This window comes from Clostridium lamae, from assembly GCF_033043255.1.
Taxonomy (GTDB): Bacteria; Bacillota; Clostridia; order Clostridiales; family Clostridiaceae; genus Clostridium; species Clostridium lamae.
Genome location: NZ_JASCQJ010000029.1, coordinates 14,069 through 30,739 on the forward strand (window position 1 = coordinate 14,069; position 16,671 = coordinate 30,739).

Sequence of the window (16,671 nt, forward strand, 5' to 3'; positions counted from 1 at the left end):
TTGAAAATATTACTAAAACCTTAATATAAGCGGAGGAGATAAGAATGATATATACATTAACAACTAATCCGGCAATTGATATGAATTATACAGCAGAAAGTTATGAACCATTTAAAGTTAATAGGACAAGAAATATAGAATATTCCCCTAATGGAAAAGGAATAAATGTATCTCTTGTATTAAAGCATTATGGAGTAGAAAGTAAGGCTTTAGGTTTTTTTGGAGGTTTTACAGGTAAATATATTGTTGAAGAACTTCAAAAAATCAACATATCAGTTAAGGCTTTCTGGATTGATGAAGTAACTAGGATAAATGTTTTTATAGATACTGAAGATAAAAAGGAATTTAAATATGTAAATAGAGGACCCTTTGTCCCAAAAGAAACTCAAAATGATTTATTAAATTATATAGAAAACTCTATGGACTGTAGTTACTTAATTATAAGTGGAAGTTTACCTCAAAGTATAAATGAAGATTACTATGATGAATTATTAAAAATATGCAATAAAAGAAATATAAAAGTAATTTTAGACATAAGTTCAAGAAAATTAAAGTATTTATTAAAATATGAACCTTTATTAATTAAGCCAAATAATGAAGAAGTAAAAGAAATATTTGGACTAGATATAAATAATGAGAAAGATGTTATGAAAGTATTAAAACATTTAAAAGAAGAAGGTGCACAAAATATTCTTTTAACCTTAGGTGAAAAGGGAATGTATTTTTATAATGGAGATAAGGTATATTACTGTACAGCACCTAATGTAAACCTTGTAAGTTCTGCTTGTGCAGGAGATTCTGCCTTAGCAGCATTTTTAAGTGAGTGGTTAAAAGGAGACAATATTGAGTATGCTTTAAAGAAATCTTCAGCAACTGGTGGAAATGTAGCTGAATCAAGAGGGATTGGAACTTTAAGTGAGGTAAATAAATATATAAAAGAAATAGAAGTCAGGGAGGTAATTAATAGATGGACAAGATGTAAATATGGTATTTATGATTGCTGTTAATGATGAACAAAATGATTTGCATTTAAGAGCATTAGCTAACCTTTCAAGGAAGTTAATGCATGAAGAATTTAGAAAAAGTATTTTGAATGCTAAATCTAAGAAAGAAATAATAGATATTTTATAAAGAAAATTAAAAGATATTACCTATTTAATTATTTGGTAAGTATTTAAATTAATTATTAGTAAAGTCATGTATCACTAGCAAAGCTTCTGATACATGACTTTTTTATAATAATGTTCAATATGTTTTTAAATTAATATAATAATCTAATTTTTAGGTACAACTATTTTTTGGCCCTCTTTACGTCTTCTTGCGAATTCAGCAGTTGCTGTAAAGAGAGCATCTGTTGAAGAATTAAGTGCAGTCTCGCAAGAATCTTGTAAAACACCTATTATAAAACCAACACCTACTACTTGCATAGCAATATCATTTGGTATTCCAAATAAACTACAAGCTAAAGGTATTAATAATAAAGACCCACCAGATACTCCTGATGCACCACAAGCAGCTATTGTTGCTAATATACTAAGTATAAATGCTGTAGGTATATCCACTTGAATTCCAAGAGTATGAGCAGCAGCTAGTGTTAATACAGAAATTGTAACAGATGCACCAGACATATTTACAGTTGCTCCTAGTGGAATTGATACAGAATAAGTATCTTTATCTAGTCCTAATCTTTCACAAAGATCCATATTTACAGGAATATTTGCAGCTGAACTACGTGTAAAGAAGGCTGTAATTCCACTTTCTTTTAAACATTTAAAAACAAGTGGATAAGGATTTTGACGGATATTAAAATATACTATAATTGGATTTACAATAAGTGCTACAAATATCATACATCCAACTAAAACAATAAGTAATTTCCCATAGCTTACGAAAGCTTGAACACCATTAGTTGCAATGGCATCAAATACAAGTCCCATGATTCCTAGTGGTGCAAATTCAATTACCCATCCAACCATTTTAGATAAGGCATCTGAAAAATTTTCTATCATTGTTTTAGTTTCTTCCTTAGCATTTTTTAAAGCCATTCCAAGAACTATAGCCCAAGATAATATACCAATATAGTTAGCATTAAACAATGCTTTTACTGGATTATCTACAATATTAAGAAGCAGGTTTTTTAGAACTTCTACAATTCCACCAGGAGGTGTGATACTTTCTACTCCTGCTACTAATGTTAAATTCACCGGAAAAATAAAGCTTGCTAAAACTCCGATAAATCCACCCATAAATGTTCCAAGCAAATAAAGTAGAACAATAGATTTCATATTACTTTTATGTCCACTTTTATGATGAGATATAGCAGACATAACTAAGAAAAATACAAGAATAGGTGCAATAGCTTTTAAAGCACCAACAAATAAATCCCCAAAGATAACAATAGCTTTTCCTTTTTCAGGAACAGTTAAAGCTAGGATAACACCAACAATTAAACCGAGTAGTATTCTTTTAACAATACTTAGTTCATTCCATTTTTTAAATAAATTTTTCAATTTTACAGCCCCCCAATTATATTTTTTGAAATATGAGCTATACTATATAACTTAAATATTAAAATGTAGTTTATAATAAAGTTATTATGTATTTCGAACATTTTATCACAAATTTATTAAAAACAAAAGAAAATTAGCAGAATATTGTCAATAAAATAATAAATTTGTTGAAAAAATCTTAAAATTGTAAGCTTTAAAATATAATATGTTTATAATTACTTTAGAAAATATTACACAAAAAGCTAAAAAAACTATTATATATTTTGACATTATTTCAAACTACTGATACAGTTTAATAAGCATTAGCTTAATGAAAGAGGTTGATATACAAATGAATTTTGAAAATCTTAAAATAAACGAAAAACTTATCAATGGATTAAATACTATGGGAATAAAAGAGCCTACTGAAATTCAAAAAGAAATTATTCCTGTAGCTCTTAATGGAGAAAATATAATTGGACAATCTGAAACAGGTACTGGTAAAACTTTAGCTTACCTTTTACCAACAATAGAAAAGATTGATACAAGTAAAAAAGAAATGCAATGCATAATACTAGCTCCAACTCATGAATTAGCCATTCAAATAAATAACACAATTAATGAATTAAAAAAAGGAGCTGCTTTAGATATTACATCTACATCTTTAATAGGTAGTGCTAATATTAAAAGGCAAATAGATAGTTTAAAAGCAAAACCTCATATTATAGTTGGGTCTGCTGGAAGAATATTAGAATTAATAGGCAAAAAGAAAGTATCAGCACATACTATAAAAACTATTATAATTGATGAAGTAGATAAGCTTTTAGATAAAAATAATCTTCCTGTTGTAAAAGACATAATAAAAGCTACTCAAAAGCAAACTCAAGTTATGATGTTTTCAGCCACATTAAATGGTAAGACTTTAGATATTGCTAAGACTTTAAAAGAAGATATAAATGTTATATCAGTTAAAAATAATAAAGTTAATGAAAATATAAATCATAACTACATAAAAACTGAAAGTAGAAAAAAGATTGAAACATTAAGAAAGCTTATAAATGCAACAAAAGCAGAAAGAATTTTAGTATTCAATAATGATAGTTATACTACAAATACAGCAGTTGAAAATCTAACAGCTAGTAAAATAAAGGTAGCAGCTATTGGTGGTAATAATAAAATGGAAGATAGAAAAAGAGCATTAGAAAACTTTAGAAAAGGTAATATCCAAGTGTTAATTGCATCTGATGTAGCAGCTAGAGGCCTAGATATAAAAGGTGTAACTCATGTTATTAACCTAGATATACCAGAAGATTCTAATGATTATTTACATAGAGCAGGAAGAGTTGGAAGAGCAGGAGAAACAGGAGAAGTATTTTCTTTAGTTGATGATAGAGAAGAAAAAATAATTAAGATCCATGAAAAGAACTTTAAAATTAATATTGAAGAAAAAAATCTTTACAAAGGAAATATAGAATAAAAAATATGGTATAATAGTAAAGTAAGGAAACTTATGGTAAGTTATCCTTCTTTCTTAGGTCGAGTGTTACTAATTGCTTATGGCAATTTATAGACAGAAAGAAGGTGATATCTATGTCAGATTTTATACAGGCTTTGCTTATAATTAGTATAACTATAGTTGCTATAGTTTCTATTGTATTTGGAAAGAAATTCTCAACGAAAGTTGATAAGAGTATAGATGGTGTTACAGCTGAATTATCTGTAACTGAGGATAAAGATACAAAAAGAAAAAAGTAGCCCACACTCGCAAAGTAAAGCTACTTTTTCTTTAAACATATCATAAGCCATAGGTCAAATGTAACACTTGACCTTTTCCTTACTAATATTATAACACAATTTAAAAATAAATATACAATAATTTTAGGCCAAGCTTATAACTTGGTCTTTTTATTTTCTAATAATTTATAAAAACATAGTAATAAATCTTAAACTAAGCTTTAATAAGGTGGATAATATAGTACATTATAATATAATACATTGTTTTTTCTCTCAACTGATATAAGATAGAGTTATATAAATTGAGTAGGAGGTTAGAAGCATGAATTATCACGTTAAAAAGACAGGCAGTAATTTAAATCCTGGAACAGAGAATGAACCCTTTTTAACTATTGGCAAGGCAGCTTATGTTGCAAAACCAGGTGACATAATTACTGTCCACGAGGGAATTTATAGGGAATGGGTAAGCCCTAAAAGTGGTGGAACTTCATCACAAAGAATAACATATCAGGCAGCTGAAGGCGAAAATGTTATTATTACTGGTGCTGAGGTTATTACTGAATGGGAAAGAAGCGGAGACATATGGAAAACGGTTATTGATAATAAGTTTTTTGGTGATTTCAATCCATTTAATGAAGTTTTATTTGGAGATTGGTTATTTAAAAGTGATAGAGTTTTTCACTTAGGAGATGTTTATCTTGATGGACACTCTATGTATGAGGCAACTTCTATTGAGACAGTACGTAATCCTAAAAAGTCTGAAACATCACTAGAACCGGAATTGTCCATATATACTTGGTATGCTGATGTAGACGACTACAATACCACTATCTATGCAAATTTCCAAGGAGAAGACCCGACAAAAGGAAATGTTGAGATAAATGTGCGCCGTTTCTGCTTTTGGCCTGTCAATCCAGGACGTAACTACATAACAGTTCGTGGATTTACAATGAGACAAGCTGCTACTCAGTGGGCACCTCCAACGGCTTTACAAGAAGGATTAATTGGACCTCACTGGAGCAAGGGCTGGATAATTGAAAATAATATTATAAGTGAATCTCGCTGTAGTGGAATAAGCCTTGGAAAAGAAGAAAGTACTGGTCAAAACGAATGGTCTAATATTCACACTAAAATGGGTCATCAAAGAGAACAAGAAGTTATCTTTAGAGCCCTGAACAATGGTTGGAATAAGGACAATATAGGTAGCCATATTGTTCGTAATAATATTATATATAATTGTGGACAAGCGGGTATTGTGGGACATCTTGGATGTGTTTTCAGCCTAATTGAAAATAATCATATCTACAACATAAGATATAAAAGAGAATTTCACGGTGCAGAGGTTGGAGGAATCAAACTCCATGCAGCTATTGATACAATTATTAGAAACAATATGATTCACGATTCCTTTAGGGGAGTTTGGCTAGATTGGCAAGCTCAAGGAAGCCGTATTTCTAATAATATTATGTTTGGAAATGACAGCGAAGATATATTAATTGAAGTGAGCCATGGTCCAACAATGATAGACCATAATATTTTACTTTCTGGTCATGCCTTCAAAACACTTAGTCATAGCTGCGCCCTTGTTCATAATCTCCTTGCAGGAACAATATCCATAGGCAATGAATTGAACAGGCATACACCTTATCACGTTCCACACAGCACCTCTATTGCTGGTATGACTAGATTTACAGGTGGGGACGACCGTTGTTATAACAATATTTTCCTTAGAGAAAATGGTGATACACGCTCAGACGAACCTTATTTTGAAGCATTTTTTGGTAATAATATTTTAAAACCAGAAGAGATAACTCCATTTGCTTGCCCGGTTTTAACATATCCTGTAGGAACGGCTGTTTATAATAATTGCCCAGGCCCAGACGATATGAAGCCGTGGGATAAACTTCGAAGAATGTTGGCATCTGGTGGTCAGCCTCAAAAACAGAATGAAAAGGAAGATGATAATAAGGAGGAAGAAGAAAAGCCAGCGTATGCAAGCCTTTCAAATCCAGATCCACTTGCGGTATATATTGAAAATAATGTTTACTTCAATAGAGCACTTGCCTATAAAAAGGAAAAGGGTTCTAAGTTATACGAAAATTCAGGAGTTGAATATAAGATTGACAGGGAAGAGAAATTGGTCATTATTGAGATAACAAACCCTGAAATGCTTATTGAAAATGCTGCTGATATTATCACCACAAATATACTCGGTTATGGATTCCAGACAGAGCAGCTTTTTGAAAAGCCTGATGGAACACCATATTGTTTTAATACAGACTTCTTTGGGAATTCACGTGGTAAAAGGGCAGTTCCTGGACCATTCCAAGTAACAGGTAAGCAAAAATTTGAGTTTTCATTCAAATAAATTCTTATAATCCGCTATACCTATTATTGCATAGTTCAGTGCCTTTAAAATAGTAAAATAAAAAGTTCAGGAATTTTATAGATGCCTAACAAATATATAACACAAAAGGAGAGTAAAAAATGAAAAAACAAGGCTTTAATCCTTATCTGCCATCATGGGAATATATCCCTGATGGAGAACCATATGTTTTTGATAACAGAGTATATGTATATGGATCTCATGATCGTTTTAATGGATATGCATATTGTTTAAATGATTATGTGTGCTGGTCTGCACCTGTTGATAATCTTGCAGATTGGCGTTATGAAGGTGTTATCTTAAAAGCTACTGATGTTGAAAATAATGAAGACCGTGATAGCTGTCTATATGCTCCAGATGTTGCAGTAGGAACTGACGGTAGATATTATTTATATTATGTTGATAGCAAGCGTTCTATTGTTTCTGTTGCAGTATGTGATACACCAGCTGGTAAATATGAATTTTATGGATATGTTCAATACTCTGATGGGACATACCTTGGAAATAGGAAGGGAGACGAACCTCAATTTGATCCAGGGGTACTTAGAGAGGGAGACAGGACTTATTTATATACTGGCTTTTGCTCAAGAGGTGACAAATCAAGAAGTGGAGCTATGGCAACAGTACTTGGGCCAGATATGCTGACAATTATTGAAGAGCCGGTAATTATTGTACCAAGTGAGCCTTATGGTAAAGGCACTGGATTTGAAGGTTTTGAATTTTTTGAAGCTCCATCAATTAGAAAGCATGGAGATACTTATTACTTTATATATTCTTCTATCTCAATGCACGAGTTATGTTATGCTACCAGTAAATATCCAACTAAGGACTTTAAATATGGAGGAGTCATTATAAGTAATAGCGACCTTCATATAAGCTCTTACAAGCCTGCTGAAAAACCAATGTTTTACGGTGGCAATAATCATGGAAGCATAATTGAAATTAATGGACAATGGTATATTTTCTATCATAGACATACAAATGGAACTAATTACAGCAGACAGGGTTGCATGGAGAAAATTGAAATTTTGCCTGATGGAAGAATTCCACAGGTAGAACTGACTTCTTGTGGTGCCAATGATGGACCATTGGAGGGACGTGGAGAATATCCTACTTATTTAGCTTGTAACCTATTTTGTAAAGAAGAATCACTATATACTGATTTTACTTCAGCATGGATGAATAACCAATTTCCTAAGATAACTCAAGATGGAAAAGATGGTGATGAAGAAATTGGATATATTGCTAATATGAAAGATTCTGCTACAGCTGGTTTTAAGTATTTTGATTGTAAAGGTATCAAGAAAGTTAAGATTAAAACCCGTGGATATGCTTCTGGTGACTTTGAAGTAAAAACATCCTGGAATGGTCCAGCTCTTGGGAAAATATCCATTGTTTTTTCAAATGTATGGAAGGAATATTCAGCTGATATTGTAATACCTGATGGAATTCAAGCATTATATTTCACTTATACAGGTCAAGGCAGCGCAAGTTTTGCATCCTTTACTTTAGAATAGGAATTTAGAAAAAGTATTTCAAATGATAAAATTAAAGAAGAAATAATAGAACCATATATCAAAGAACATATATTTTCTGTTAAGGATGTATATGTTCTTATTTATTGTAAAAAGTTATAGCCTATAGTTATTCTTTACTAACGTAAAATTGGGTTGTGATTTTATTGGAATATATTTAACAAAATGGTATAATAAATACATATTTAGTTAATATAGGGAGATGTATTATGCCTAAAGATGATGAGTATATTTACAGTTATATTGATAAAAAAATGGTTAAAGCAAATGATAAACATAAATTTGATAATGAAAGATACAAAAATAAAAAAACAAGCTCATTAAGTGGTTTTGGAGCAGCTATAGTTGGTATAGTATTAGGGATTTTTGTTTTAAGTGTTATGATTTCTAAAGATATAAGAAAAGAATCCAGTAACATAGAGTCATCTAATGTTTTTAAGTCAATTTTACCTAAAAGTAATAATAAAGTTGAAATTATGAATAACTTTTTATATACAGCTAATAGCATAGTAACAGAAAGTGATGAAATTTTAAATAGTATGATTAATACATATTCAAATAAAGACTTTTCAAAGATAACAAAAACTAATTTGGAAAATGATTTAACAAAATTAAAAGATTATAATTTAAATCAATTTAAAGGAGAGGAATACGCAACATTAAAAAATAAGCTTGATGAGCATATTAACATAACAAAAACTTGTGTTGAGTATTATTCTGTACTTAATAATCAAAATAAGGAAGCTTCTGAATATCTAAACAATCTTATTGGGCAGAAAAAGACTTTAGATGATTTATATATCAAAGATGTTAAAGAAACATTAAGTAATGCAGGATTTCAATATGAAGTTCAAGAAGATGGGATTATTAAATTTTATTAAAATATAAGTAGTTAGGGGAATTAATAGGTGTTATTATCCATTAATTATTATATTTAATGTCATTATGATATAATATATATATAAGCAATTATAAAATTATGCTTTTTTAGTTTAGTACAACTATCTATTATAATAGATAGTTATTAATAGGTATATAAAGGGGAATAGAAAATGAAAGCAAATGAAAAATACTTAATAAGGTTTTTAGAATCATCTGATACTAATTTCGTTATACCAGTCTATCAGAGAAACTATGATTGGAAAAAGGAACAATGTAAACAATTATATGATGATTTAGTTAGTATGATTAGAAATAAATATAAAACACATTTTTTTGGCACTATAGTTTCAATATACAATGATGATGCTAGAAATAGAGAATACTTAATAATTGATGGACAGCAAAGAACTACTACAATATCATTATTATTACTTGCAATTTATAATTTATTAGCTAGTGGAAGATTAAGCTCAAATACTATAATTAAGGAAAAAATATTAAATCAGTATTTAATAAATCAATATTGTAATGAGGAATTGAAGATTAAACTAAAGCCAATTAAAGAAGATAGAAATGCCTTTGAAAAACTTTTTAATAAGGAAGAGTTAATAGAAGAGTCAAATATAACCTTAAATTATCAATATTTCTATGAAAGAATAATTGATGGAGAAATTACTATTGATGAACTTTATTCAGCTATAGAAAGACTAATAATAGTAGAAATTGAACTTAAAAATGGGGAAGATGATCCTCAACTTATATTTGAAAGCCTTAATTCAACTGGTTTAGATTTAACAGATGCAGATAAAGTAAGAAATTTTATTTTAATGAATCAACCATCTAAAAAGCAGGAAGAACTATACAATAACTATTGGAATAAGGTTGAGAAAAATACTAATTATGCTGTAACACAGTTTATAAGAGATTATTTAACTATGAAGGAAAATAAAATTCCTAATATCAATAAGATATATGTTAGTTTTAAGAGATATATTGAAGATAATAAAACTGATATAGAAGATTGTTTAAAGGATATGCTAAAATTTTCAACATATTATAAATCACTTATAACAAGTAATACAGATATAAAAGAAGCTAATATAGTAATTAAAAATATTAATAAATTAGAAGTTACAGTATCTTATCCGTTCTTATTAGAAGTTATTGATGACTATAATAATAATGAAATAAATAAGTCAGAGTTAATTGAAATTCTTAAAACAATAGAATCTTATATTTTTAGAAGAATAATATGTAAAGCACCTACAAATGCTTTAAATAAAGTATTTATGAATTTAGGTAAAGAGATAAAAAGAGTTACAAACTATAAAGAGAATTATTTAGAGATATTCAAATACATATTAGCTAACAAAAAAGCATCTCAAAGATTCCCTAATGAAGAAGAGTTTAAATTGAATTTTATAGAATGTGATGTTTATAGCTGGAAAAGTAAAAATAAAGTTTATCTGCTAGAACAGTTAGAAAACTATGATAACAATGAAAAAGTAGATATAGAAAATCTAATTAATGATAAAAAGTTAAGCATTGAGCATATTATGCCTCAATCATTAAGTCCTTCATGGAAAAGTTCATTAGGAGAAAATTATGTTGATATCCATTCGAAATATATAGGAACAATAGGGAATTTAACTTTAACAGGTTATAATTCTAATTTAGGAAATAAACCATTCCTTGAAAAAAGAGACATGGAAAAGGGATTTAAAGATAGTAGATTAAAGCTAAATAAGTACTTAACAGAAATAAATGAATGGAACGAAGAAACAATAAATGTTAGAGCTAATCAATTATTTAAAATAGCAACTAACATATGGGAATATCCTATAAGTAACTTTAGTTTCCAAGATGGAAATAACAGTATTTTTAGTTTAGAAGATGAAGATGACTTTACAAATACAAAAGTTGATAAATTTGTGTTTAGGGATGAAAACATAAAGGTTAAGAGCTGGACAGAATTGTATGAAAATGTTTGTTCAATATTATATGAAATAAATCCAATGCCATTTATTAGATTAACTAAAAAGGAATTCAGTCAAGAATACTTAAATAAAAGATTTTCAAATGTTCCTAAAGGCTTTAGAAATCCATATAAAATAGCAACTAATGTTTATATAGAAAAGAATTTAAGTACAGAATCTAAGCTCCAAACATTAAGAATTATTTTTGATGAATATGGAATAGATTATAATGAATTGTTATTCTATATAAAATAGTCGATGATAATGAAACTGAATAGAATAGTATTATAGAAAGGTGCATAAACAGCACCTTTTTTTGCGACATTAATTGTTTGTTTAGGCATAATAATTCTCCTAATATTATAGATTTTGTCACATTCACCATTTTATGATAATAATGTAAATCAAACTGTAACAAAGTTACAAAGCATGTATTATCAGTTGTAATAAAATGGTATAATATATAGGAATAAACAAATTGTTTTGAGGAGATAAGTTAATGGAGTATTTAATTATAATTATAGTAGTATTAGTATTTTTAAATGCTAATAGTAGCAAAATTAAGGGAAACAAAGGCGAGAAGTACGTGGATTCAATTTTAAGAGAAATTCCTGGTTCAATGGTGCTGAGAGATATAGTACTAAAGAGTGTCTTTGGCACAAGTCAAATTGATAATATCTTAATAAGTCCAAAAGGAATATTTGTAATAGAAACTAAAAACTATAGTGGTTGGATCTTTGGAAATGAAAGATCTAAATATTGGACTCAAACAATATATAATAAGAAAAGTAAGTTTTTTAATCCTATAAGACAAAATTATGGTCACATTAAAGCTATAGAATCATATTTGCCATATAAAAAAGATATTTGTCATTCTTTAATAGTATTCAGTAATAGATGTGAATTAAAAAGACTAGAAGTTAAAACACCAATAATTAAGATGAGAGATTTAAAAAGTTATTTAATATACTGTAAAAGTGATGTTTTTCTGACAAAAGAAGATATTAATTATTATAGTATGATATTAGAGAAGAATAATATTACTGATAAAAACATAAGAAAAAATCATGTGCAGAATATTAGAAATAATAAACTTTAATATGTTTTACATATTTATAAAAATAGAAGGATGTTATAGTTTAAGAGTAAAGTCTATTATAAAGATAGGTTTTTTATATATAATAAATTAATATAGACATAATTTTAAGCTGAATAGGAAGGACTAAGTAAATGAAATTATACAATAAATTAGTAAGAGATAGAATACCAGATATAATAAAAGAAAGTGGTAAAGAATGTGAAATAGAAATAGTAAAAGGAGTAGATAAACAAGGGCTTCTAGAAAAGAAATTATTAGAAGAAGTGAATGAATATATGGAAGATAAAAACCTAGAAGAACTAGCAGATGTTATGGAAGTTTTATTTGGATTAGCTAATGAACTTGGATATAGTGAAGAAGAGTTACTAAATAAAAGAAATGAAAAGCTACAAAAACGTGGTGGATTTAAAGAAGGAATAGTTTTAGTGAACGTAAAGTAAATTCAAATGGAGAGGGAATTTATGTACACAAGAGATATACAAAATGATTTAATTGATGAAAAGATTATAATAGAAAAAGATATTATCATTAATAATGGAGTAATTTCATATAATTTACCTAATTCTACTTATGTAGATACAAAAATATTTGCAAGGTTATTAGAAGATAGTAGAGTAGTTGCAAGCTATAAAATGTATTGGCTATTAGGAATTCTAGAAGAAGTAAATTTAGGTAATCTTGAGATAACATTTAAAAAATTAGTTGCACGAATGATAACAGGGGCATGGTATCCTACTCTACAATATAAACTATACTTTGGACAATTTGATAATTTAATAAAATCCATAGACTACATAGCAAGCGTCTATAAAAAATCAGCTAATATTAACGGTTCTGAATTACTAAATTTTATTTGTGAAAGTGATGATAAAATTCTAAATAAGCAAATGAAAGAATTAACCTATAATGTACCTTATATGCTCTTAACACCTTTTTTTGATAACAAAATAAAAGGAACTTCTGGGTCAAAAAGAGTTAAAAAAATAATAGATTTATCCTTAAGTGAACCTGGAGTATTATATAAGATCATAAAAGGAAATGATGATAAAATAATTGTAGATGAAGATTGGGCAATCTATATGAAAGGCAATTACAAAGTAATAAAATCTTGGATATATTATAGGTTAAGTTGTTTTTTACAAAAAAGAAATCCAAATGTACCGGCAATTATATTTAAGTTAGATCCACCAATAGAGCGAAACTTAACTAGAGCTTCAAAAATATGGACAAACATTATTGAGGATAGAAAAATTAACGAAATTTATACAGGAAGAGAGTTTTCAAAGCAAAATTACGCTGAACTAGGTGTTTTGAGTATAGATCATTTTATTCCTTGGAGCTTTGTAATGCATGATGAAATGTGGAACTTAGTACCTACTTTTAAAAATATAAATAGTAGAAAAAATGATAAACTTTTAAGATATGAAAATTATATAGATGATTTTTGTGATATACAGTATGAAGCTTTTTCTTTTTTGTGTGATAATAATAGAAAAAAAGATTTAGAACCGTATGTAGATATTTTAAGATTGGAAAATCCATTAGATTTTTATAAGTATAAAGGAAAAGAGGGGTTTTCAGAAAAATTAAAGTTAAGTATAGCACCAATATATCAAATAGCTGTGAATCAAGGATTTAGTGTTATTGATAAACTATAGAAGCTAAATATACTTTATAATATATTCCTTTATAGATAAATTTGAGATATTAAATCAAATCATATCTATAAAGGAATGTTATTTTATTTTTAGGTTAATTATATAATGTAAAATAATGTTCTAATAATATATCTACTCTTTTCTCGTCAGAATTAAACCTTTTATTAAAATAAAGTTTTTCAATAGCTATATCTATTTTTTTATGAATTTCAATTAAATCTTTTGGACTATATAGAGGGTTATAAAGTTCAGCAAGAGAAAGTTTTGGATAATTAGAACGTATTTTCAGCATTTCATCAACTAATGTAATAATTTTAACTTTCTCATTTTCTGAAGGAAATATAAATGGAAAAGTATTATAGCATAAAGTAATAGAATATCTATAGTCATTTTTTAAACGCCCACAGTAATTTCGAACCCATGCCATATGCATAGAAGACATAAGTACTCCTAAGATATACTTATCGTCAGTATATACAGCTATACAAGAGTCACTAACAATTTCTTCTTTAGAACATATTTTCATAGGAATATACTTTCTCTTTTCTGAACTAACTCTTGGTATAATAATGTAATTAGATGTCGGTTGTTTAGTAGTTTCAAATAAATAAGGAACTTCAAGAGCTCTTTTAATATTTGCTTTTTCTGATTTCCTATATAAATCTCGTCTATAATCAATAACTAATGAAATTCGTTCTTTAATAAATCTATATTTTATAAATTCTTCAATAGAATAATCTTTTAGCCATAAGCACCATCTTTGAGTATTATTTAGAATATCATATGCACCTAAATAAGGTTTTATAAACTCTTCAATGCCAGGAAATTTATTACATAGTGATATTTTTTCATCATTTGAAAGTAATAAGTGCCCTTTATCATTTGGCATACTTCCTTTAATTGCTTTAGGAGTAAGAGAAGATAATGGAGTTCTTCTTGAATTAACAATTATATTAGGTTTATCTAAGAGGTATGGATTAATATTTTTTGTAAAAAATATATGAGGAGATGCGTTAGGAGTATCGTATTCATAAATGACTTTATTATTATTATTCATAAACGAAAATCCGATTATCACAACAAAAACTGAAGCATCATTACTTAATCCATTTTTCCATGCAAAGGTTCTGTGAGCAAAATTTATAATTAAACCATCATTTATTAATGGCTTCCATAAATATTCAACTTGTTCTCCTTGCGTAATAGAATTAGTAGATATAAAAGCAGCTTTAATTGAAGTATATTTGATAAGTTCAGCTGTTTTACAAAACCATGAACATACATAATCTAATTTTCCATAATTTCTAAAACTTGTACCTTTGAACACAATATCCATGTCTTTTTTTTGCTCATTACTTCTATTATTAGCTGGTATATAAGGGGGATTACCTACAATATAAGTAATGTAATTAATATCTACATAGTCACTCCAATTAATTCTTAAAGCATTAATATTATATATATTGGGAGACTTTTTTAGTGGTAATCTCACACAATTTTCATTAAACTCAAGTGACATAGTAGTATTTAATTGATGATCAACTAACCATAGTGCAACTTGAGCTATTCTCGATGCTAATCCATCAATTTCAAATCCGAACATAGAATCAACATCTAATATATATGATATTACTTTTAAGTTAAGTTGAAGGTATGGTTCATTACAATATTTCCCGTTAATTAATGCTATAGATTTAAGAATATCAGTTTGTAGTAGTCTTAATTGTCTATATGAAAGTATTAAAAAATTTCCACAACCGCAAGCAGGATCAAGTATTTTAATGTTTTGTATTTCTTTAAGTAAAATTTCAAGTTTTTGCTTGTTATATTTGTATGAGTTATATTTGATTCTTAAATCTGTTAAAAATAAGGGATCTAGTAATTTTAGAATATCTTTCTCAGAAGTGTAGTGGATTCCTAATTTATCACGAGTTTCACTATCCATTGCATTCTGGAATATAGTTCCGAAAATCACTGGAGATATTTCACTCCAGTTAAACTTACAACATTCAATTAAAATATCTCGTGCATTTTTATCAAAAAATATTATATTGAATTTATCTTTAAATAAACCACCATTAATATATGGGAAATAACTTAAATCTTCACTAAGGTTATTAGGTCTAAACTCGAAATCTATGTTTAAAATATCAAATATAATAAATAAGTGAGCTCCAAGATCACTTCCATCAATTTTTGTATTTTGAAGTATATAATACTGAAAATGATTTTTTTGCCAAATACCTGTATGGTCTGCAAACAGGCAAAATAATATTCTTATAAGCAATATACTTAGGGAGCTAGTATCTGAATTATATTCTTTAAGATATCGATAAAGCTTCCCTAGTAATTTTCCAGCATTTATATTTATATCTTCTTCTTCTTTAAATTCTATTTTTTTATATCCAGTTATAAAAGAGAAAATATGAATGTTTTTATATAGATCTGTAAGAGCAAATTGAAAATAAGTTGAATCTCTTTCAAGATTATATACCCTAAATGTAGTAAAATCAGAAACAATAACATATTTAGGTAAATCTTCATCATTTAAACCAGAAAAATAAGATAATGCTTGTGAATAAGCTTTATCTAAACTTTTTCCTTTTGATTTATGTTCTACTACTAATGTACCTTTCCAGAATAAATCTATATATCCTAATTTATTGTTATTTCTAATAGGATATTCAAAAGAAGCAATTCTTTTTCTTGATATTCCGAAGACTGTAAAAAAGTCATCCCAAAAGCTTTTAGCATCCGAAATTTCACTACAAGCATCTGCCCATTTGTTAGAAAAATCTATTGATCTCTGCTTTATTTCATTAAAAGACAAATACATATTAACTCCTAATAAATTGATTGGTTTATATATACTAATAAAGAATTAATTCTATTCTTAAGAATTTAATTATTAC

General features: G+C 27.9%; 13 protein-coding genes. 11 read left to right on the forward strand and 2 right to left on the reverse strand.

Translation table 11 applies throughout. The features are described 5' to 3' along the window. Positions 1-44: 44 nt before the first annotated feature. Positions 45-1,007: a 1-phosphofructokinase gene (gene pfkB, locus QK892_RS13040; protein WP_317273973.1), complete on the forward strand. Its 963-nt coding sequence runs from the start codon at positions 45-47 to the stop codon at positions 1,005-1,007. Then, positions 985-1,131, forward strand: a complete 147-nt coding sequence (locus QK892_RS13045) for a PTS sugar transporter subunit IIA (RefSeq protein WP_317273974.1) — start codon at positions 985-987, stop codon at positions 1,129-1,131. Before pfkB ends, QK892_RS13045 begins: the two co-directional genes overlap by 23 nt. A gap of 143 nt (positions 1,132-1,274) precedes the next feature. On the opposite strand, the gene sstT is transcribed toward QK892_RS13045, so the two are convergent. Next, entirely contained in the window at positions 1,275-2,510 is a 1,236-nt protein-coding gene (gene sstT / locus QK892_RS13050; RefSeq protein WP_317273975.1) for a serine/threonine transporter SstT, read from the reverse strand. 325 nt (positions 2,511-2,835) lie between these two features. Here sstT and QK892_RS13055 point away from each other — a divergent pair, with 325 nt between their 5' ends. From QK892_RS13055 to QK892_RS13095, 9 genes are all read left to right on the forward strand, one after another. Beyond that, a complete protein-coding gene (locus QK892_RS13055; RefSeq protein ID WP_449508594.1) occupies positions 2,836-3,966 on the forward strand; it encodes a DEAD/DEAH box helicase in 1,131 nt (376 codons plus the stop codon). Between the two features lie 113 nt (positions 3,967-4,079). After that, positions 4,080-4,244, forward strand: a complete 165-nt coding sequence (locus tag QK892_RS13060; RefSeq protein ID WP_317273977.1) for a hypothetical protein — start codon at positions 4,080-4,082, stop codon at positions 4,242-4,244. A gap of 301 nt (positions 4,245-4,545) precedes the next feature. Next, a complete protein-coding gene (locus QK892_RS13065) occupies positions 4,546-6,591 on the forward strand; it encodes a right-handed parallel beta-helix repeat-containing protein (protein ID WP_317273978.1) in 2,046 nt (681 codons plus the stop codon). A gap of 119 nt (positions 6,592-6,710) precedes the next feature. Beyond that, positions 6,711-8,126: a family 43 glycosylhydrolase gene (locus QK892_RS13070; protein WP_317273979.1), complete on the forward strand. Its 1,416-nt coding sequence runs from the start codon at positions 6,711-6,713 to the stop codon at positions 8,124-8,126. A gap of 227 nt (positions 8,127-8,353) precedes the next feature. Next, positions 8,354-9,025 (forward strand): hypothetical protein, encoded by a 672-nt coding sequence (locus QK892_RS13075; protein WP_317273980.1) that lies wholly within the window; start codon positions 8,354-8,356, stop codon positions 9,023-9,025. A 171-nt stretch (positions 9,026-9,196) separates the two neighbouring features. Next, on the forward strand, positions 9,197-11,257 hold the full coding sequence (locus QK892_RS13080) for a DUF262 domain-containing protein (RefSeq protein WP_317273981.1): 2,061 nt from the start codon (positions 9,197-9,199) through the stop codon (positions 11,255-11,257). Between the two features lie 244 nt (positions 11,258-11,501). Beyond that, on the forward strand, positions 11,502-12,101 hold the full coding sequence (locus tag QK892_RS13085) for a nuclease-related domain-containing protein (RefSeq protein ID WP_317273982.1): 600 nt from the start codon (positions 11,502-11,504) through the stop codon (positions 12,099-12,101). 131 nt (positions 12,102-12,232) lie between these two features. Next, positions 12,233-12,541: a nucleoside triphosphate pyrophosphohydrolase gene (locus QK892_RS13090; protein ID WP_317273983.1), complete on the forward strand. Its 309-nt coding sequence runs from the start codon at positions 12,233-12,235 to the stop codon at positions 12,539-12,541. Positions 12,542-12,562: 21 nt separating this feature from the next. Further along, entirely contained in the window at positions 12,563-13,759 is a 1,197-nt protein-coding gene (locus QK892_RS13095; protein WP_317273984.1) for an HNH endonuclease domain-containing protein, read from the forward strand. Positions 13,760-13,853: 94 nt separating this feature from the next. Here the strand turns inward: QK892_RS13095 and QK892_RS13100 are convergent, their stop codons facing one another. Then, the gene (locus QK892_RS13100) at positions 13,854-16,595 is read right to left on the reverse strand and encodes a class I SAM-dependent DNA methyltransferase (RefSeq protein ID WP_317273985.1); all 2,742 of its coding nucleotides are present in this window, start codon (positions 16,593-16,595) and stop codon (positions 13,854-13,856) included. Positions 16,596-16,671 lie beyond the last annotated feature (76 nt).